Genomic DNA, 18,785 nt, shown 5'->3' with positions numbered 1-18,785 from the left:
AGGAGCGGGGAATGTACGCAGAGGAACGCCGCCGGAAGATTGCGTCTTTGACAGCAGTCGAAGGGCGCGTGACGGTCGCTGATCTTGCGGAAGCTTTCGATGTCACAGCAGAGACGATTCGCCGTGACCTAGCTCAGTTGGATGCAGAGGGCGCAGTTCACCGCGTACACGGTGGCGCTGTGGCTACTCGTTCTTTTCAGACTGTTGAGTTTTCAGTTGCCGCTCGAAAGAACGCGCAAAAGGACGCGAAGCTCTCTATTGCCCGCTGTGCTGCGGATTTTCTGCCTGACTCTGGTGGTGGAATTTTTCTCGATGCTGGAACTACCACCGAGGCTCTTGCAGAGCTGATGGTCCACTCCCCTGATAACCGCCGTTGGTCGGTTGTCACAAACTCTCTTCCCAACGCCATCACACTCGCAGGATCGAACCGCATTGAGCTTCAACTCCTTGGCGGCCAAGTTCGCGTCATTACTCAGGCGGTTGCTGGCGATACGGCACTCCGCACTCTCGCGGTTATGCGTGCCGATGTCGCTTTCATTGGTTCTAATGCCTTGACAATTGACCACGGTCTTTCTACTGCTGATCCGCAGGAAGCGGCGGTAAAGCGCGCGATGATTACGAATGCGCGCAAGGTCATCGTTATGGCGGACTCGACGAAACTTGGCCGCGACTTTCTCGTCAGCTTTGCAGCATTGGAAGATATCGACGTCGTGATTACAGATTCCTCTGCCCCGGAACAGTTCGTCAACGATCTCAGGGAGCAAGGTGTCGAGGTTGTGGTTGCTTCATGATCCTGACCTTGACTGTAAATCCGTCAATCGATCGACTTGCTCGACTCGATACGGAGCTCAAGCGAGGTGGCGTGTTCCGCCTACCAATGGCTGAGGACATGGCTGGTGGCAAGGGAATTAATGTGTCCAAGGCGTTGCACTACGCCGGAGAAAAGACGCTCGCGCTCTACCCGGCATCGGACTCCGGAAAATTCACGCGCCTGTTGGAAGTCTCTGGCATACCCCATGAAGCCATCAACACGACTAACGAAGCCCGCGTTAATCTCACACTCGCAGAGCCAGATGGGACGACCACCAAGCTCAATTCCCCTGGCATGACATTGACGAAAGCGCACCGTAGGCGTGTCCTGGAGAAGCTTATCCACCATGCTAAACACGCCACGTGGGTAGTTTTCGCAGGTTCATTGCCCCCTGGTGTCCCCAGGGATTTTTACGTTCAATGCACCGAGGCGGTGTATTCGGTCAACCCGAATATTCGTGTTGCTATGGATACGAGCGACGGCCCACTGACTGAGGTCGTTCGCGCATTTCCAAAGGTGCGACCTTTTTTGATGAAGCCGAACGCCTACGAACTTGGTCAAATCATTGATCAGGACGGCGAAGAGCTTGAGGCCGCTGCAGCCGAAGGGAACTATCTTCCCGTAGCGCAGGCTGCTCGTGCGCTGAACGAGCTTGGCGTTTCCGAAGTCCTGGCCACTCTCGGCGAAGCAGGGGCGGTGCTTTCAGTGAAGTCAGGCGGTTGTTTCGCTGCTACCTCCCCCTCGATAGTCGCTCAGTCGACGGTCGGTGCTGGAGACTGTGCTTTGGCCGGCTACGTTATGTCCCGCGAACGCGGTGATAGCTACCAAGATGCACTAACCACCGCCGTAGCTTATGGGGCGGCGGCAACCAGTCTTCCCGGTACGACCATCCCCTATCCAGAACAGGTTCACCCCGAGGCCGGCCGGTTATGGCAGCTCGACACTTAGCTTTTCGATGCCTAGATAAGGAGCATTAGAAAACCATGTCTTCTTCGGCAGATTTTTCCGCTATTGCATCAGACCTAGCCGATGAGTCGACAGTGTTCCTTGACCTAGATATCGGTCCGCAAAAGGAGAAGATCCTTAACTATCTCATCGCTAAAGCTGTAGAGACCGGCCGCGCCACCGACAGCAACGGCATCGTCGCAGCAGCCCTCGAACGCGAAGAGAAGGCCCCGACAGGTCTGTCGGGAGGGATAGCCATCCCCCACTGCCGCCATGAGGACTGGTCGAAGCCGACCCTGATGTTTGCCCGCTTAACCAGCGCTACAGAATTCACCACACCAGATGGGCCGGCGGACCTGCTCTTTTTCATTGGTGTCCCATCTAGTAACAGCGATGTCCACGTCGATATTCTGGCCGCACTCGCAAAAGCACTTCGCGATAAGGGGTTTCGCGCAGCTCTTCGCGGTGCTGAAAGCGATGAAGAGACTGCCCGGATCATTAGCGAGCACGTCACCAAAGCGCCTCGTCGGAAAGCGAAAAAACCTCCGGCGAAGACCAATATCGTCGCCATCACGGCCTGCCCCACGGGCATCGCACACACTTATTTGGCAGCCGAAGCGCTTACTGGCGCGGCAGAAAGCATGTCTGATGTCACACTAACTGTAGAGACGCAGGGCTCGGCAGGAACCCAGGAAGCCCCCGCAGAGGCAATTGTCCGGGCCGACGTGCTAGTAATCGCAGCCGATATTGGGGTTACGGGGCTTAAGCGCTTCAGCGATAAACCACAGGTCAAAGTGCCAATTCGTAAGGCAGTCAATGAACCTACTGCGGTTATTAAACAAGCGAAGGCAAAAGCAGAACAATCACGGGTTCGCGCCTACGACCGAAAGGCGCCGCAACCTAAGGATGACCACGACAAGGAGGCCGGTTCGCAAACCGGTACTACAGGCGCAGACCCTTCATCTGAGAGGGTACAAGCAACTACGAAGGTGGGGGCACATAAATCATCGTTAGGCGGTGACAAAGCCTTCGGACACTGGGTTCGTGATGCCATTATGACCGGTGTCAGCTATATGGTGCCGTTCGTGGCCGCATCGGGGTTGTTGATTGCGCTGGGATTCCTCGTCGGCGGTCATCAGGTTGGTGTAGTAGCTGACGCCGTGACTAGGGATTTGCGGCTGCCGGAGATTATCGGACTCGATGCCCCGATTGCTGTGCCGACAGAAGATCTCGGCACCGTGCTAATTGATCGTAGTGGGCTGTGGCTGTATCTCGGCTCGGCGCTTTTTGCCATTGGCAACCACGGCATGCAGGTCATTGTGGCTGTAATGAGTGCTTATATCGCCTTTGGCATGGCTGGCAGAGCCGGCATTGCACCAGGCTTTATTGGCGGTGCCATCGCGGTCACGGTTGGCGCCGGCTTCCTTGGGGGCCTGGTGACAGGCATCCTGGCGGGACTAGTTGTAGCCCTACTGTTGAGGATGAAAGTCCCGGACTGGCTGCGACCGCTGATGCCGGTTGTCGTGATTCCTATGCTCGGCGCTATGTCCGTTGGGCTCACCATGTACCTGCTGCTCGGGATGCCGCTGGCGTGGCTGATGACGGCTCTGCAGCAGTGGCTGCAATCACTGGATACGACGGCGGCGTTCCTGTTCGGTGGTCTTCTCGGCGCAATGATGTGCGTGGATATGGGCGGAATGATCAACAAGGCTGCTTATCTTTTTGCCGTCGCAAACATCGCCTCAGCAGATCCCGCATCATGGAAGGTCATGGCCGCTGTGATGGCGGCGGGCATGGTACCTCCATTGGCTACATCTCTGGCAGTTGTGCTCCGACCAAAGCTGTTCAGTTCGGCGGAGCGTCAAAACGGCAAAGCGGGCTGGGTGCTCGGTGCGGCCTTCATTTCAGAGGGAGTAATTCCCTTCGCCGCCGCAGATCCGCTACGTGTGATTCCGTCGATTGTGATTGGCGGTGCCGTCACCGGTGGCACCTCAATGGCTTTGGGTGCGGCCACACGTGTTCCGCACGGAGGTATTTTTGTGCTGTTTGCAATCGACAACCCTGTCGCATGGCTTACTGCAATCGTCTTGGGCAGCATAGTGGCAGCAATTCTCGTTGTGGCAGCTAAAAGCCTGTGGCCGCGGCAAGTCAGCACCGATAATCAAAACCTAGAAGCAGACGTTTCAGCGGAAGCGTAGTTTTTACCGCACCGGCTGGTTTATCCCAACGAGCATTTCTACGATTTTCAGCAAACATTCCCCAACCCATCCGGGCAACCTATTAAGCTCAGAAATGGCATCGAGGAAATCGAGAAGCAGAAAGGCAGGATGCCGCTCGCATGGTTACTCAACATGTCCACGTCGGCTCCAAGGTGGGTATTCATGCCCGCCCTGCAACGGTCATCGCTGAGCGTGCCTCCCGTTTTCAGGAAGAAATTCTGGTCGAGCTCCTTGACTCAGACGAGCCCGACAACGAACCGGCCGATGCTTCATCCTCGTTGATGCTCATGGCACTCGGTGCCGAATTCGGCGATGAAGTCACTGTGACCAGTAGTAACGCGGTTGCGGTAGAGAAAATCGCCGAACTCATCGCCCAAGACCTGAGCGATTAAAAAGCAAAAGAGCTTAACGACGAAACATCGTGGCAACGGTCACGGGGTCCGTCGTTAAGCATTCGTGCGAGATTCTGCCCTGGACGGGTGGCCTACGAGCGGTTCTCGCCGATGCGATTGTAGAGCCAGTTCAAAATTGGATAGCCGATAATAATGCCGACCGACCCCCAAGCAATGCCCTCCAGCGTCAGCGAACCAATGTCGAGGGTGAGGTTGCCGATACCCGCGATCAGCGCGGTAGCGGCAGCGGTGAGATTAACCGGGTTGTTGAAGTCGACCTTTTCGTCCATCCAGATGCGCACACCGAGCAAACCGATTAGGCCGTAGAGCACCATCGTTGCCCCACCGAGCACGCCGGTAGGAATGGTCAAGATGAGTGCGCCGAACTTTGGAATGAAAGCCAGTGCAATGGCGGTGAAAGCTGCCACCCAGTAAGCTGCGGTCGAATAGACACGGGTAGCGGCCATAACACCGATATTTTCAGCGTAGGTAGTGGTACCAGAACCACCAGCTGAACCGGCGATGGTGGTGGCTAGACCGTCTGCAATAAGAGCATCGCCAGCGATGTCATCGAGGTTTCGGCCGGTCATGGCAGCAACAGCCTTGACGTGACCGACATTCTCTGCGATGAGTACTACGATGACGGGCAGACCAATCAGCATCGCATTGAAGTGGAACTCCGGCGCGTGGAATGCGGGCAGACCGATCCAGGCGGCATTGCCGACAGTTTCTGTAGCCTCGGGCGAGAGATTTCCAGTGGCAGCGGCGAAGACCCAGCCGATTAGTACGCCGATAAGGACACCCAGACGGCTGACCATACCGCGGCCAGCGACGGTTGCGAAGACAATGGATGCCATCGTGACAAATGCGACCAACGGCTGAGTGGCGAAGTCCTCCGTGGCGGCAGGCGCCAGGTTAAGTCCGATGAGAGCGACGATGGCACCGGTTACTGCAGGTGGCATCACTGCATCGAGGACACGCTTGCCGGCGAACTTTACAACGCAGCCAACGAGCATGAGCGCGATGCCGGCGCAGAGCACGACACCGAGCTGAACACCAATACCCTGCGCCTGTGTCGCGGTCAGTGGTGCGATGAAGGCAAACGACGAGCCCAGGTAAGAGGGCAAGCGGTTTCGGGTGATTAGCAGGAAGACAATCGTGCCGATACCCGAGAACAGCAGTGTGGTATTGACTGGGAAACCAGTCAATAGCGGCACCAGAAGAGTTGCACCAAACATGGCAATGACGTGCTGTGCGCCAATGCCAATTGTACGAGGCCAATCGAGGCGTTCGTTGGGAGCCACCACGGCTCCCGGTGCAATCTTTCGACCGTCACCGTGAATATCCCAACCGAAAAGACGGCCACGTTCGGCGTTTTCAGCAGGCGGATTTGCGGAGGTTCCCTGTTGGGTCTCCGCGTCAGAAGTAGAATTCATGGTTGTAATGCTAGTGGATGCCCACCGCAGATCACGCCACGGATACAGCATTAAACCCAGGACTGCCGGAGCTCTTTGTCGCTCTCCCTATTCCAACTCCGCTCGCCCTATTCCGACTAGCCGTCGTTGCTACTATCCTCATTCGCGTCGGCCGAGAAGTCAGTATTCTCTGCAGGTTCGATGTGGTATGCCGACAGTTCATCCGCGAGGCTAGTGGGCAAACGCACATCCATCTGGGTGCCTTGCTCTGTCCATGTCTCCGACAGCACGGTCGCATCTTCGTGGAGCATGGAGACAATATTGCCCTTGTCATAGGGGATCAACATGTGGACGTGAGACTCCAGCTCATTGAGTGCAAGCTCGAGTCGGGTCTCCAGTTCACCGATCCCCTCACCCGTTCGCGCAGAGACAAAGACCGCATCATCGAGCTGGTGGCGCAGTTGCGCCAGAGTGATGCCATCGGCCTTGTCCACCTTGTTGACTACCAACAGCTCGGGCGGAATCTCGGCCTTTTCTTCCTCCGCGATTTCGTTGATGACTTTGTTGACAGCCTTAATCTGCTCCAGCGGGAATGGGTCAGAGGAGTCTACGACGTGCATGATGACGTCGGCTTCGAGCACCTCTTCCAAGGTCGAGCGAAAAGCTTCAATGAGCTGCGTCGGCAAGTGGCGAACAAATCCGACCGTATCGGTCATAATCACCGTGCGACCGTCGCGAAGCTTGGTGCGACGAGTCGTCGGGTCCAGCGTGGCAAACAGCGCATCTTCCACCAGCACACCGGCACCTGTCAGTGCGTTGAGCAACGAAGACTTACCCGCGTTGGTGTAGCCGACAATTGCCACGCGCGGCAGGTGTCCAGCCTTACGACGTGCGCGCTTGATCTCACGCGCAGTCTTCATGCCAGCCAATTCCTTGCGAATCCGCGCCATATCTTGGCGTAGCCGCTGACGATCGGTTTCGATCTTAGTTTCACCCGGACCACGCAGACCCACGCCGCCGTTGGAGCCCGCGCGACCACCAGCCTGACGCGATAGGTTGCCACCCCAGCCGCGCAGACGCGTGTACAGGTACTGCATTTGTGCCAGCGAGACCTGCGCCTTGCCCTCCTTGGACTTCGCGTGCTGAGCAAAGATATCCAGAATCAGCATGGTGCGGTCAATAACCTTGGCGTCAAGGCGATCCTCCAGCGCCACCAATTGGCCGGGAGACAGCTCACCGTCGCAAATAACTGTATCTGCGCCGGTAGAGGCGACAATATCGCGAAGCTCGTTGAGCTTGCCGGATCCCACGTAAGTACCAGGGTCCGGCTTATCACGACGCTGCAGCACCATCTCTAAAACTTCCGAACCTGCAGTCTCTGCCAGTGCGGCGAGCTCCTCCATCGCCACTTCGGCTTCCTGAAGGGTCCCGGATGTCCAGACACCGAGCAACACAACGCGCTCCAGTCGGAGCTGACGGTACTCGACCATCACCTCTTCGGATTCAGTATGTGCTACTGACCTGGTCAGCCGACGCAGTGAGGAACGCGCCTCCAAATCCAAATCACCGACGGTAGGTTCCCTTTGCGTGCCGACGTTCGTTGCGAACGCATCCCCGGAGGCACTATCGGCGTTCTCGCCAGCGGCATTAGCGTCGATGAAAAAATCGTCCATCTCGTGCGAGGTGCGAGCTTGCTGCGACGTTTCGTCGCTGACCTCATCAAAGTTGTTGGAAAAATTCGTCATACTAGCTGCTATTGTCACATGACAAGCCAAATTCTCCGCATTGTGTGCGGAGAATACCGAGCCGAAGCTCAAGACTTAGGCTGCAGAAGGTGGCCTGCGTGTCAGAACCAGTGCGACCGGACCACTATTAGAACTACCGCCAGCACACGTACCGCTGTCGGACATTCCACAGTTGGAACAACCTCCGCCTGGGCACATGCCACCGAGGGATTCCCGTCGCAATTGGCCGGTGTGTTCCATGCGGTCAAGGATGAGGTCTACCGTTGCTCGCTGCAGGCCGGTGATTTCGCAAATTTTGCGTCGGGAGCTAATGCCCTGCGCGATTGCATCCTGAACGGCTTCTGAAGGCCGACGAGTAACCGTCGTATTCTTCCTGGCTCTAAAGAGTCCCACGGCGATAGCTCCTTTCCGTATCGCGATTCTTGTTGGATCTGATTTCTAGTTCGCAAGTGTGCCCTAGTAGCTTTGCCGAAGCTACTAGGAATCAACGAGGCTTTACAGGAACAGCTTTAACCCTTGGAAAACAATCACGGCCAGTGCCCATGCAACGACCAGCTGCGCTAGCAAACCGAAGCCCGTCCACTTCAAGCCGATCTCTCGACGTTGTGCCGCGAGCGTAGCCACGCACGGTGTGTAAGCCAGCAGGAAGATCATATAGGCCCAGACTGCTGCCAATCCGTGTCCATCGGATGCATTGTCAAAGTCACGTCGAATATTCTCCGCGAGCGGGCTGGAGGCCTGTTCGCTCGAATCGGAGTCGGTGACGTCCTCCACTGCATAGGTCTGTGCCCAGGTAGAAATGACGGCTTCCTTGGCCACAAAGCCCGTCACCAACGGACCTGTCAGAGACCATGTACCGAAACCTGCCGGGTTAAACACAGGAGCAATAGTTTCGCTGACTGCACCGTATGCGGAGTCCTGCGGTGCTAGATTTTCATCGGCAAAGGAGTGCCCGGAGACAACCGGAATAGACATCAGTAGCCATACGACGATGACGGTGCTGACGATGATTCCACTTGCGGTCTGCAGGAATCCCTTCAGACGCATCCACATCACAGATAGTGCCAGCCGTGCGGTCGGAAGCTGGTAGGTTGGCAGGTCAATGACCAGCGGTTCCGACGGCATGGTGCGCCACAGGGTCTTACGCAGTGCAAGGCCGGTCAGAACGATCAGCAGAATCGAGATCACGTACATAGCGAAGACGACTGTGCCCGCGTGTTCCGGAAAGAACACCGCACCCAACATGACATACACGGTCAGGCGCGCCGAGCAGGAGGTAAACGGAACCAGTAGAGCCGTCAAAATGCGGTGGCGCGGATTACTCAGCACACGTGTTGCCGAGATTGCTGGCACATTACAGCCAAAGCCGACGATGAGCGGAATAAATGCCTTACCCGGAAGACCAATTGCACGCATGACACGGTCCGCCACCACGGCTGCACGCGCCATATACCCTGAATCCTCGAGTACTGCGAGGCACAGGAACATGAGTGCCATTAGCGGAACGAAGGTCAGCACCATGCCGACACCACCGATGATGCCGTTTACAAGCAGCCCGGTGACAATCGGATGATCCCATCCCACCGCTTCTAATCCACGGGTAACCAAATCTGCGAAATTACCGGTAATAAGGGTTTCCAAACCGTCCTGCAACGGTGCTGCTACCGTCGTCGTGATTTGGAAGACTGCCCACATAACTGCCAGGAACACAATCGGTCCGAGCACCGGATGGAGGACCACGTTATCAATGCGGTCGGAGAAAGTCTGGCGATCTTCCACCCCGCCCGTAGATGCCGCAACCGCCGCATCAATCGCGGCAAAGCGTGCGTCGTCCAGGCGTTCAATCGATTCACCATCGGCCTGGCGAATCGGTGACGACACCGAACTACATCCGTCCAGAGCCGCTGCTACCGCGTCGGCCAACCGCGCCATTCCCGCTTTACGACGGGGATCCAGCGCCACCACCGGCATCCCCATAGCTGACTGCAATGCGTCCGGATTCACATCGATGCCCTTGGCCTTGGCAACATCTAGTTTGGTCAGAGCCAGAACGATGCGCTGGGGCTGTTCCGCCAATTCCGCGGCCATGTAGAGGCCACGGCCCAGTGCCGTGGCGTCGACAACGACAACGACGAGATCCGGGCGTTCTTCTTCTGGTTTCTCGATGAGCATCTCGCGAGTGAGCTCTTCGTCCGGACTCATGGCATCCAGCGAGTAGGCACCCGGGAAATCGATGACATCGTACTCAGCGGCATCGGTCTTCCACGCGCCACGGCTGACCTCCACGGTCGTACCAGGCCAATTGCCCATCTGCGCTTTCGCACCAGTCAAACTATTGAACAGTGTTGACTTACCGGAGTTCGGTGCGCCGACTACTGCGACAACAGGTGCACCATCCTTTGCTGGTGCTCCGCCGCTGCATGCGTGGCAGCTGGGCGTGGATGCGAATTTTCGCGTTGAGGAATCCGTAGGTGTTGTCATTGTTTACTTTCAGGAGGGAGGTGAGAAAAGAGATGTAGGGGACCTAACCCACGACGGACATCTTGTGCAGCGTGCTGGCATCGATGGCGTAGCGCGTTGCGCCAGCATGGACGATTCGCCCACCGCCGCTGGTACTCCGTCCCACAGTGACACTCATTCCAGGGCGAAGCCCCAGTTGCGAAAGCCTGCGGCACAGGCGCTCATCCACATGCGACGTTCCCAGAGTGACGGTTACCCCCACCGGGACGTCGGCAAGCGACTGAATGTCATCCGACTGTTTTCGAGACCGCAATCCGAGCATGAGAAACCTCGCTTATATAGATAAGAATTAAGCTAAGCAAATGGTGTTTACGGAGATGAGCTTACTCTTAGACATGCCTAAATGGAATAAACCCGGCACACCTAAGGAAAGTTATTTATGCCACACTTAACCTTTACCTATTTAGTGTGGCAGAATTGTTAGCCCCATCCGAATAGTTGCCGCGGCGTGAAGGAATGGTTCTAGGTACCCCAGAGCACAATGCGCTCACGTGCGATTCGTTAGTTCGCAGATGAAGATATGGGAAGTATCATCGAAAAGTATGACTACTGACTTGCGAAGCATTGGCATGGACTACCCCAGCTGGCGAGACGCGATGGAAGCCGCGATTGCCAGTGACAATCTGTCGGTCATCGGCGAGGTCCGCGGTGGCCAGCTGGTCCGTTTCGAAGATTCCTCTGGTGCGCGTCTGCACATCCTGGGTGTTGAACCATTTTCTACCTACGCCGGCTTCGCGGGCAGCCCGACCGTCACTGCCCATGTATCCAGCGTGGACGATGTCTTGGCGCTCGTGGAAATCGTCGAGGATGATCCCTCCTCGGATAGCTTTGACAAGGTCATCGAGGTCGCTACCTGCCTGCTGTCACAGGGGCCAATGATTGTTGATGCCGGAACTCAGACTTTTGAGCATGTCGCGCTATCAGCTCTAGCAACTGATTTCACCCTCGACGCATCCATCGAAGAGTACGAGAAGCGCACCGGGGCAACCCCGACAACATTGGACTTCGAAGGTGCTAAGGCAATTGTCGGAGATCAGGTCGGGAAGGCATCGCCTAGCGCAACCGTGAAACTGGCTGGTGTTATCAATAACTCCCGCAAGCATGTCAATGAGCTAACCGGCAAGAAGTTCTGGGTGCTCAACCTTGCTCTGCCGACTCCTATGGACGTACTTGTCCCCGGCGGCGACGAAGCTCCCCAGCCAGGCATGGTCGTTTCCGGTACTTTCTCACTGACCGGTGAGATCATTCCGCCTCAAGGTTGCGGAGGCGGCTGTGGCGATGGCGGCTGTGGTTGTGGCGACGGTGGCTGCGGCGGACACTAGTCCGCTGATTCCCCACCGCTTCCACTACCCCGCTAGTGCTCCTGCAGCAATAGCTACCAGTCACAGGGCTTCCAGCTCAATATCGCCGAGCGTGTGAATCACGCTCGGCCCGGTCAAGGTCGCCGAGAAGTCCCCATCCGCATTGCTGGCCTTGTGGACATCCACAGTCACCACACCGCCGGGCACCTTGACTGTCACAACCCCCTCAGTCCGGCCGGCATCGGCCAGCGCGGCAATAGCTGCCGCAACCGTACCGGTGCCACACGAGCGGGTCTCACCAACTCCACGTTCAATTACTCGCATGGACACCGAATCACAGGCATCCAGCGGGGTGACGATTTCCACATTGAGGCCGTTCGGGAACATGGCTTCGTCGGCACGCACTGGCTTCGCGACACTACCCGCCGCTTCCAATTCCAGCTCCGCCAGAGCGGCGGCATTTAGGCCAGGCATGACGCAGGCCAAATGCGGATTTCCCACGTCGACACCAATCCCGGCGAATTTCTGGGCATTGTTGCCCGAACCAATGAACGCAGTAGCGAGGCCGAGGACTTCCGGCTGGCCCATATCCACCCCAACGACCGCGTGCCTGCGGCTGTGCTCATCAATCGAAACAGCGCGCAGCCCTGCTCGAGTGCCCACCCGCAAAGCTCCGTCGACGACACTGTCCGGGCTGTGAATCGCGGCAATATAGTGTGCAAAGACGCGGACACCATTCCCGCACATCTCGGCAATAGAACCGTCACTATTGCGGTAGTCCATAAACCAATCGTCGGCTTTAACGCCCTCCGGCAATGCCGCCAAAACACCGGCATCGACGAGTTTCCCCGCTCGGGCAACCCGCAGGACGCCGTCAGCGCCAAGACCCCGCTGTCTATCGCACACTGCTGCGACCAGTGATTCGGTCAATTCGATGGACACCAAATCATCTGGAAAAATCAAGAAATCGTTTTGCGTACCGTGGCCTTTGGCAAAGGAAACCATGCCCTTGATGCTAGCGGGAGGTCCGAATCTCTTACAGACCAAGTGCGGAAAACGCCTGTCCCGGCACGTCACCGGCAGCGTCTAGCCACATGATTCGATGATCACGGTTGAACCAGGAGCGCTGACGTCGCACATACCTGCGCGTACCAGTAATCGTGCGTTCACAAGCCGTATCCAGGTCGTAAACCCCATCGAAGTAGTCCAGCACCTGTGCATAGCCGATCGCGCGACTAGCGGTCACACCTTCGCGCAACCCTTGCGCAATCAAACTCTCAGTTTCTTCCACCAGGCCAGCGGCAAACATGCCCCGCGTACGCTGTTCTATCCGCGGATTTAGCCATTCCGCCTGCGTGCGCAACCCCAATATGCGAGTGTTCCACCGCGGTGGCTTATCAATCGACGGCTTCGACGCTGCAAAAGGTTTACCTGTCAGCTCGATGACCTCCAAAGCCCGGACAGTGCGCCGCGGGTCGTTGGTCTCAATAATTGCCGCCGCATCCGGATCAATCTCTGCCAACCGATCGTGCAACGCCGCCGGACCAATCTCGTCTTGCACTGCCTCCCACTTCGCACGTACCTCAGGGTCCGTAGGTGGGAACTGCCAGTCGTCCACCAACGCCTGTACGTACATCATCGACCCGCCGACAAGGATGGGGACTTTCCCCCGCGCGCGAATGGCCTCAACATCCGCGACCGCCTCACGCTGATATGTCGCTACACTCGCCGGCTGCGTCACGTTCAGCACATCGAGTTGGTGGTGCGGAATCCCCCGCCGCTGGTCCACCGACAGCTTCGCTGTTCCGATATCCATTCCTCGATAAAGCTGCATCGAATCAACATTGACGACCTCACCGCCAAGCTGCTCCGCAAGCACCAGCCCCAAATCCGACTTTCCCGACGCCGTCGGCCCTACCACCGCAATCGGCACCGGCAAGCTCTCACTCTCGAAAGCCGTCACTACCCAGTTCACACTCCTGCACAAAAACTAAAAACGCGAGCTCCTACTTCGCAACACACTGCCAGCTGGCCACGTGGTAACCGATGCCGTAAGGCGCCCCGTCATAGTAAGAACGCTTTACGACGGTCATTCCAGACCCCGTCCAGCTTTCAGCAGCTTTACTCAGCTGCTGCCATAACTCGGCTGCGTACGCGCCGGGAGCTGGAAACACAATATTTTCCACGTTAATACTTGAGCAGTCCTGACCAGCAATCAGACTGCACAGCGCATCAACCTCCGCTGCACCTTCAATTACGCCGACCGGGGAATCGTCCGCAAGGCCGAATGCGCCGTCGACAAGCACAAGCAGACGCGTGTGACCGGCAGCGAGTGCCTCAGCGATAGAGTCGAAGCACGTTGCCTGAATGACGCGGCCAGTGGGTCCTTCAGAATTCCGTCGCGCGTAGTCTTCGATAAGCCAGCGTCCCAGCAGCTCAGGTAATTCGGTTCCGCCTGACACCGTGACATCAACCCCATACGGAGAAAAACTGCCGGGTGCGCTGGTCTGGTGCGGGGACTTCGCCTGCATCCTGCCAGTGATAATAGCGACCGCGCCGGGCTCCCCGGGTTCGTCATCTGTCCACAGCGTCGCGACGGTTTCACGGGCATGACGGCGCAATTCCGTGGCGATAGGTGCAAAACCACCCAGCTCCTCGACGATGAGGAGCGCACGCGGAACGATAACAAGCCGAGGCAAACGCGAATTCACGTCCTCAACGCTACCGTGAGGGGCTAGTCGATGCCTTAATCCGGCGGTGTTACGCGCGCTGTGCCAAAATTTTTGGGATACTCGAGCACATACCGTAAGTGTTTGATGGCAGCCGTGTCGCGCGGCAGTTCTGCATGAAGATTGGAAGAGGTTTACCCACTATGACCGGTACCAGCAATTCCCCTAAGCCAGGTCCACGCCCGGGTCCACGTCCGGGACCTCGACCAGGCTCAATGCCGGCTCATCGTAAGGCCCCTGGAGCTACTCCAGCGCCTGCGGGGTCGGCCGCTGTGGCACATGCCGTCCACAATGATCCAAAGAAGTTTGGCCGCATTGACGAAGACGGCACTGTTTGGCTGGTCACCAGCGCCGGCGAACGCAATATTGGCTCCTGGCAGGCTGGCACCGTAGAAGAGGGTTATGCCCACTACGGCAAGCGCTACGAGGATCTGGCCACCGAGGTCGAGCTACTGGAATCTCGTGTAGTCTCCCACCCGCAGGAGGCAAAGACCATTTCTCACAACGCAGTTGAACTGCGTGAGAGCCTTGCCACCGCCACGGTTCTCGGCGATATCGATGCGCTGGATAAGCGCCTTGCAGAGGTCATTGCCACCTCCCACGTCGCAGAGGAGAAAGTCGCTCACGACAAGGCAGAGCGCCGTAAGAACGCCATCGCACGTAAGGAAGAGCTCGCCGCAGAGGCCGAGGAGCTCGCAGAGAACTCCACCGAGTGGAAGGTCGCCGGCGACCGTATCCGCGAGATTCTCACGGAGTGGAAGCAGATTCGCGGCATCGACCGCAAAACTGATGATCAACTCTGGCGCCGTTACTCTCGCGCGCGTGATTCTTTCAACCGCCGCCGCGGTGCCCATTTTGCGGAACTGGACCGCAACCGTGCGGCTGCTCGCCGCGTTAAGGAGGACATCATTGAGCGAGCTGAGGCCCTGAAGACCTCCACTGATTGGGGTGGCACCGCTGCTGCCTTCCGTGACCTGATGGCTGAGTGGAAGGCCGCTGGTCGAGCCCCACGCGAGGTCGATGACAAGCTGTGGGCGCAGTTCAAGGCCGCCCAGGATGAGTTCTTTGGTGCTCGCAACGCGGTCAACGAAGCTCGAGACAAGGAGTTCGAGGAAAACGCTGCGGCCAAGGACGCACTGCTGGCTGAATACGAAGACCGCATTGATCCGTCCAAGGGCCTCGATCACGCTCGCAACGAACTGCGTCAGTTGCAGGAGAAATGGGAGGCCATCGGCTTTGTGCCGCGTGGGCGTGTGCGTGAGTATGAAAACCGCATTGGCGCACTGGAAAAGCGCGTCTCCGATGCTGCCGATTCGCAGTGGCGCCGTACCGACCCCGAAGCACAGGCTCGCGTCCAGCAGTTCGCCAACCGCGCAGCGGAGTTTGAGCAGAAGGCCGCCGAACTCGAGGCGAAGGGCAAGGCTTCTCAGGCCGCCAAGGCTCGGGAGCAGGCCGAACAGTGGCGACAGTGGGCAGAGCAGGCCGCGGAGACTCTCAAGGAGCTCTAACAGAAGCTAGTTGTGTGTCGGGGAAGCAGGTTCTCGCTCTCCGGCGTCCGCAACAGAATCCTGGCTCAGCTACGCGCTGGCAACGCGTCGATGGTTAAAAGTAAGGGGCTCTCTTCCGGAATGGAAGAGAGCCCCATACTTACTGCGCTAGTTAAAAAGTCTCACTACTCGTCGCTGACCTGTTCGTCCTTTTCGCCGGTCTGCTGAGAGACATTATCCGCGCTACTGCCCTGCTGGACACGATTGCGTCGGCGAGCGCGTTCACGGCGGTCGTCGACGACCTCAACATCCGTAGTCGTATTCGGGGTCAGGCCCGCCCGCAGGTAAACCTGCTGCGCGCGCAGTACCGGATCGGTGTCAGCGTGCTTGCGACGTTTCGTCGCGATTGCGAGCTGCTCCTTACTACGTCGGAAAGCGATGAAAGTCACGGAGATGGCCAGTAGAAAACTGCAGAAAATACCGAGCATCAGGCCGAAGGAAATACCCTCGCCGGCCAGTTCCTGTGGACGAGACTGACGCATCCAACCAGCGAAGACTGAGTAGACCATCTGAATACAGGCAAAAAACCAGGTGACGAATGCGAGAATCGTCGTCCGCGTAATCAGCGTGGCAATAGCTAGCAAGACACCTACCACCACGAGAATGGAGTAGATTCGCTCCGGTCGAGTCGTGAAGTACTGATGCGCAACATCCGTATCCAGCAACACATCAAAGCCCAAAACAACGCCCGAGTGCGGAAGGAAGAAACTCGTAATGAGGCCGATGACGGCAACCATCATCGGAATCACCGCACGGCCGAGATCCAGCTCGCCAGCGGCCTTGCGCTCCTGAACCCGCAACGCCTGCGCGGATTCCACCGACTGCTCGCTAGTGGATTCCATATCACTTTCCGGCGAAGCCTTGTCACTACTCACAGCCGCATCCCTCACTTACACTCGTTTTCTCCGGGCGCCCAATCTTTGGCAAGCCCAGACCAACTCCGATCGGCGCGGTCGTCGGAGTCTGGCCGACCTCTACATTATCCCCCGCCTTAGTGCGGCGGTGTGTGAGCACACCGGAGTCAGCAATGAGGAAGTGCGGTGCGGAGTCGGTCACGCGTACTGTCACGTAATCACCTGGGCGAATCTTGCGGTCGACGATGCCTGGTTCGCTTTCCGACGGGCTGAAGTGCACCAGGCGGCCATCCCGACTACGACCAGACATGCGATGAGTCTCCGCATTCTTACGGCCATCGGACTGGCTGACCAGCAGCTCGACTTCCCGGCCGACTAGCTTAGCGTTTTCTTCCTCGGAAATACGCTCCTGAAGCGCTAGCAGCCGACCATAGCGTTCCTTCACAACCTGTGGTGGAACCTGATCCGCCATGGTTGCCGCCGGAGTTCCCGGGCGGGGCGAGTATTGGAAGGTGAACGCCGAGCTAAAACGAGCCTTTTCCACCACGTCGAGAGTTTGCTGGAAGTCCTCTTCAGTCTCGCCTGGGAAACCGACAATAATGTCAGTGGTAATGGCGGCATCCGGCATTTTTTCCCTAACCTTCTCCAGAATTCCCAGGAATTTCTTGGTGCGGTAGGAACGGCGCATGTCTTTCAGCACTCGGTCGGAACCGGACTGTAGTGGCATGTGTAGCTGATGAACCACGTTCGGTGTCTCCGCCATGGCGTCGATGACATCATCGGTGAACTCAGCTGGGTGCGGAGACGTAAAGCGCACGCGCTCCAACCCCTCAATCTGGCCGCAGGCGCGCAGCAACTTGGAAAAAGCCGAGCGGTCGCGTTCCATGTCAGGGTCGGCGAAGTTAACACCATAGGCGTTGACATTCTGTCCAAGGAGGGTGACGTCAGTAACGCCCTGCTCCACGAGTGCCTGCACCTCAGCGAGAATCTCGCCTGGACGACGATCGCGTTCCTTACCACGCAAACTGGGGACGATGCAGAAGGTGCACGTGTTGTTGCAGCCTACGGAGATACTCACCCAACCTGCGTAAGTGGATTCACGCTTGGCCGGCAGCACCGAGGGAAATTCTTCCAGTGCGTCCTTAATCTCGACTTCAGCCCGGTCATTATGAGCGGCGCGTTCCAACAGTGCTGGCAACGAACCCAAGTTATGCGTACCGAAGACAACGTCCACCCATGGGGCCTTCTTTACGACGACGTCCTTATCCTTCTGGGCCAAGCAGCCACCGACGGCAATCTGCATGCCTGGGTGAGCATCCTTGACTGGTTTGAGCTGTCCCAACGTGCCATAAAGGCGATTGTCCGCATTCTCTCGAACGGCACAGGTGTTGAAAACGACCAGATCAGGATTATCGCCTTCTGCAGCCGCTACATAACCGTTTTCTTCCAGCAAGCCAGACAGTCGTTCCGAGTCATGGACGTTCATCTGACAACCGAACGTACGTACCTCATATGTGCGAGGCGAAGACTGCTGCTGAGAGTTCAAAGAAGGGGTAGTCACGGCAGTTTAGGTTAGCTGTTTATGGCCCATTTCCCCAATCAGCGACCCCTTTAAACCTGACGGGTCCGCAGCCGGCGTGCTAATCCGGCGTGCGGTGGCACCGGCGCTAATCTGTGTCCTCTTCGAGTTCCCGGTATCGCTCTTCTAACTGATCCCGAGCAATGCTCATGGACAATTCAGAGGGGAAACCACGCCGCGCCAGCACACCGACGACTTTGCGTAAATCCTTTTGCTTGGAGTTGAAGTCAGGTGCCACTGTTTTAATAGTGGCCGCTTTCTTCGCCGCTAGCTTCCGGGCGACTTCTTCTTCCGCGTTGTGCGTAATCTGCTCCAACGCATCTGCACGAAGTGAAACATCAATGCCCTTTTCCTGCAGCTCCCGGTTCAAAACCATCTTCGACTTGCCGCGACTGGCAAAGCGCTGCCGCACCCATTCGGATGCGAAAAGCTCGTCGTTGACCAATCCACTTCGGGTCAGGTCATCAACGACTTCTTCAATCATCGAGGTTGGAAACTCCTCGACTGCCTCGAGCCTTTCTACGAGTTCCTTGCGGGAACGCATTCGCTGATCGAGCAAGCGCAGTGCCTTAGCACGAATCGGGGCCTTGGATTCCTCACGACCCGCATCGTAGAGCGAACTACCGTCAGCTTCCGCAATTTGCTGAGCAAGCTTTTCGATAGTCTCCCGCACATCGCGGCCGTTACGATCCTCCACGGTCCTCACTTTTCGTGTGTCGCGGCACTAC

General features: G+C 57.4%; 16 protein-coding genes. 6 read left to right on the top strand and 10 right to left on the bottom strand.

The window, feature by feature from the left end; genetic code table 11:
- Window positions 1–11 precede the first annotated feature (11 nt).
- The 4 genes from HMPREF3135_RS00755 to HMPREF3135_RS00740 all read left to right on the top strand — a co-directional run bounded on the left by HMPREF3135_RS00755 (window position 12) and on the right by HMPREF3135_RS00740 (window position 4,367).
- Window positions 12–791: a DeoR/GlpR family DNA-binding transcription regulator gene (locus tag HMPREF3135_RS00755; RefSeq protein WP_016422628.1), complete on the top strand. Its 780-nt coding sequence runs from the start codon at window positions 12–14 to the stop codon at window positions 789–791.
- The gene (locus tag HMPREF3135_RS00750; RefSeq protein WP_016422627.1) at window positions 788–1,759 is read left to right on the top strand and encodes a 1-phosphofructokinase family hexose kinase; all 972 of its coding nucleotides are present in this window, start codon (window positions 788–790) and stop codon (window positions 1,757–1,759) included. The genes HMPREF3135_RS00755 and HMPREF3135_RS00750 overlap by 4 nt, the downstream gene beginning before the upstream one ends.
- 35 nt (window positions 1,760–1,794) lie before the next feature.
- Window positions 1,795–3,954, top strand: a complete 2,160-nt coding sequence (locus HMPREF3135_RS00745; RefSeq protein ID WP_049189641.1) for a PTS fructose transporter subunit IIABC — start codon at window positions 1,795–1,797, stop codon at window positions 3,952–3,954.
- 140 nt (window positions 3,955–4,094) lie between these two features.
- The gene (locus HMPREF3135_RS00740) at window positions 4,095–4,367 is read left to right on the top strand and encodes an HPr family phosphocarrier protein (protein WP_016422625.1); all 273 of its coding nucleotides are present in this window, start codon (window positions 4,095–4,097) and stop codon (window positions 4,365–4,367) included.
- A 92-nt stretch (window positions 4,368–4,459) separates the two neighbouring features.
- Here HMPREF3135_RS00740 and HMPREF3135_RS00735 read toward each other — a convergent pair whose 3' ends face one another.
- The 4 genes from HMPREF3135_RS00735 to HMPREF3135_RS11055 all read right to left on the bottom strand — a co-directional run bounded on the left by HMPREF3135_RS00735 (window position 4,460) and on the right by HMPREF3135_RS11055 (window position 10,309).
- Window positions 4,460–5,803 (bottom strand): uracil-xanthine permease family protein, encoded by a 1,344-nt coding sequence (locus HMPREF3135_RS00735; RefSeq protein ID WP_224784059.1) that lies wholly within the window; start codon window positions 5,801–5,803, stop codon window positions 4,460–4,462.
- A gap of 116 nt (window positions 5,804–5,919) precedes the next feature.
- A complete protein-coding gene (hflX, locus tag HMPREF3135_RS00730) occupies window positions 5,920–7,527 on the bottom strand; it encodes a GTPase HflX (RefSeq protein ID WP_141739557.1) in 1,608 nt (535 codons plus the stop codon).
- Between the two features lie 495 nt (window positions 7,528–8,022).
- Window positions 8,023–10,008: a ferrous iron transport protein B gene (gene feoB / locus HMPREF3135_RS00725; RefSeq protein WP_049189639.1), complete on the bottom strand. Its 1,986-nt coding sequence runs from the start codon at window positions 10,006–10,008 to the stop codon at window positions 8,023–8,025.
- 43 nt (window positions 10,009–10,051) lie between these two features.
- The gene (locus HMPREF3135_RS11055; protein WP_080969561.1) at window positions 10,052–10,309 is read right to left on the bottom strand and encodes a FeoA family protein; all 258 of its coding nucleotides are present in this window, start codon (window positions 10,307–10,309) and stop codon (window positions 10,052–10,054) included.
- A 280-nt stretch (window positions 10,310–10,589) separates the two neighbouring features.
- On the opposite strand from HMPREF3135_RS11055, the gene HMPREF3135_RS00720 reads away from it, so the two are divergent.
- Window positions 10,590–11,369 (top strand): hypothetical protein, encoded by a 780-nt coding sequence (locus HMPREF3135_RS00720; RefSeq protein ID WP_070437349.1) that lies wholly within the window; start codon window positions 10,590–10,592, stop codon window positions 11,367–11,369.
- A gap of 60 nt (window positions 11,370–11,429) precedes the next feature.
- Here the strand turns inward: HMPREF3135_RS00720 and dapF are convergent, their stop codons facing one another.
- The 3 genes from dapF to HMPREF3135_RS00705 form a co-directional block, all read right to left on the bottom strand.
- A complete protein-coding gene (gene dapF / locus HMPREF3135_RS00715; protein WP_049189637.1) occupies window positions 11,430–12,353 on the bottom strand; it encodes a diaminopimelate epimerase in 924 nt (307 codons plus the stop codon).
- Window positions 12,354–12,384: 31 nt separating this feature from the next.
- Window positions 12,385–13,287, bottom strand: a complete 903-nt coding sequence (gene miaA, locus HMPREF3135_RS00710) for a tRNA (adenosine(37)-N6)-dimethylallyltransferase MiaA (RefSeq protein WP_049189646.1) — start codon at window positions 13,285–13,287, stop codon at window positions 12,385–12,387.
- Between the two features lie 67 nt (window positions 13,288–13,354).
- Window positions 13,355–14,059: a class III extradiol ring-cleavage dioxygenase family protein gene (locus HMPREF3135_RS00705; protein ID WP_070437347.1), complete on the bottom strand. Its 705-nt coding sequence runs from the start codon at window positions 14,057–14,059 to the stop codon at window positions 13,355–13,357.
- A 161-nt stretch (window positions 14,060–14,220) separates the two neighbouring features.
- On the opposite strand from HMPREF3135_RS00705, the gene HMPREF3135_RS00700 reads away from it, so the two are divergent.
- Window positions 14,221–15,585 (top strand): DUF349 domain-containing protein, encoded by a 1,365-nt coding sequence (locus HMPREF3135_RS00700; protein WP_070437345.1) that lies wholly within the window; start codon window positions 14,221–14,223, stop codon window positions 15,583–15,585.
- 164 nt (window positions 15,586–15,749) lie between these two features.
- Here HMPREF3135_RS00700 and HMPREF3135_RS00695 read toward each other — a convergent pair whose 3' ends face one another.
- From HMPREF3135_RS00695 to HMPREF3135_RS00685, 3 genes are all read right to left on the bottom strand, one after another.
- Window positions 15,750–16,499: an Rv2732c family membrane protein gene (locus tag HMPREF3135_RS00695; RefSeq protein ID WP_016422614.1), complete on the bottom strand. Its 750-nt coding sequence runs from the start codon at window positions 16,497–16,499 to the stop codon at window positions 15,750–15,752.
- On the bottom strand, window positions 16,492–18,039 hold the full coding sequence (gene miaB / locus HMPREF3135_RS00690) for a tRNA (N6-isopentenyl adenosine(37)-C2)-methylthiotransferase MiaB (RefSeq protein ID WP_049170866.1): 1,548 nt from the start codon (window positions 18,037–18,039) through the stop codon (window positions 16,492–16,494). Before miaB ends, HMPREF3135_RS00695 begins: the two co-directional genes overlap by 8 nt.
- A 106-nt stretch (window positions 18,040–18,145) precedes the next feature.
- Entirely contained in the window at window positions 18,146–18,754 is a 609-nt protein-coding gene (locus tag HMPREF3135_RS00685; RefSeq protein WP_049193012.1) for a regulatory protein RecX, read from the bottom strand.
- Window positions 18,755–18,785 lie beyond the last annotated feature (31 nt).

This window comes from Corynebacterium sp. HMSC14H10 (assembly GCF_001807105.1).
Taxonomy (GTDB): domain Bacteria; phylum Actinomycetota; class Actinomycetes; order Mycobacteriales; family Mycobacteriaceae; genus Corynebacterium; species Corynebacterium jeikeium_D.
This window is presented reverse-complemented; position numbering and strand designations above follow the sequence as displayed.

What these genes read in the sequence shown, in the direction of transcription:
- HMPREF3135_RS00700 (WP_070437345.1), top strand. Translation starts at nt 14,221, where the DNA reads ATGACCGGTACCAGCAATTCCCCTAAGCCAGGTCCACGCCCGGGTCCA.
- HMPREF3135_RS00745 (WP_049189641.1), top strand. Translation starts at nt 1,795, where the DNA reads ATGTCTTCTTCGGCAGATTTTTCCGCTATTGCATCAGACCTAGCCGAT.
- HMPREF3135_RS00720 (WP_070437349.1), top strand. Translation starts at nt 10,590, where the DNA reads ATGACTACTGACTTGCGAAGCATTGGCATGGACTACCCCAGCTGGCGA.
- hflX (WP_141739557.1), bottom strand. Translation starts at nt 7,527, where the DNA reads ATGACGAATTTTTCCAACAACTTTGATGAGGTCAGCGACGAAACGTCG.
- dapF (WP_049189637.1), bottom strand. Translation starts at nt 12,353, where the DNA reads ATGGTTTCCTTTGCCAAAGGCCACGGTACGCAAAACGATTTCTTGATT.
- HMPREF3135_RS00750 (WP_016422627.1), top strand. Translation starts at nt 788, where the DNA reads ATGATCCTGACCTTGACTGTAAATCCGTCAATCGATCGACTTGCTCGA.
- feoB (WP_049189639.1), bottom strand. Translation starts at nt 10,008, where the DNA reads ATGACAACACCTACGGATTCCTCAACGCGAAAATTCGCATCCACGCCC.
- HMPREF3135_RS00755 (WP_016422628.1), top strand. Translation starts at nt 12, where the DNA reads ATGTACGCAGAGGAACGCCGCCGGAAGATTGCGTCTTTGACAGCAGTC.
- HMPREF3135_RS00735 (WP_224784059.1), bottom strand. Translation starts at nt 5,803, where the DNA reads ATGAATTCTACTTCTGACGCGGAGACCCAACAGGGAACCTCCGCAAAT.
- HMPREF3135_RS00740 (WP_016422625.1), top strand. Translation starts at nt 4,095, where the DNA reads ATGGTTACTCAACATGTCCACGTCGGCTCCAAGGTGGGTATTCATGCC.
- HMPREF3135_RS11055 (WP_080969561.1), bottom strand. Translation starts at nt 10,309, where the DNA reads ATGCTCGGATTGCGGTCTCGAAAACAGTCGGATGACATTCAGTCGCTT.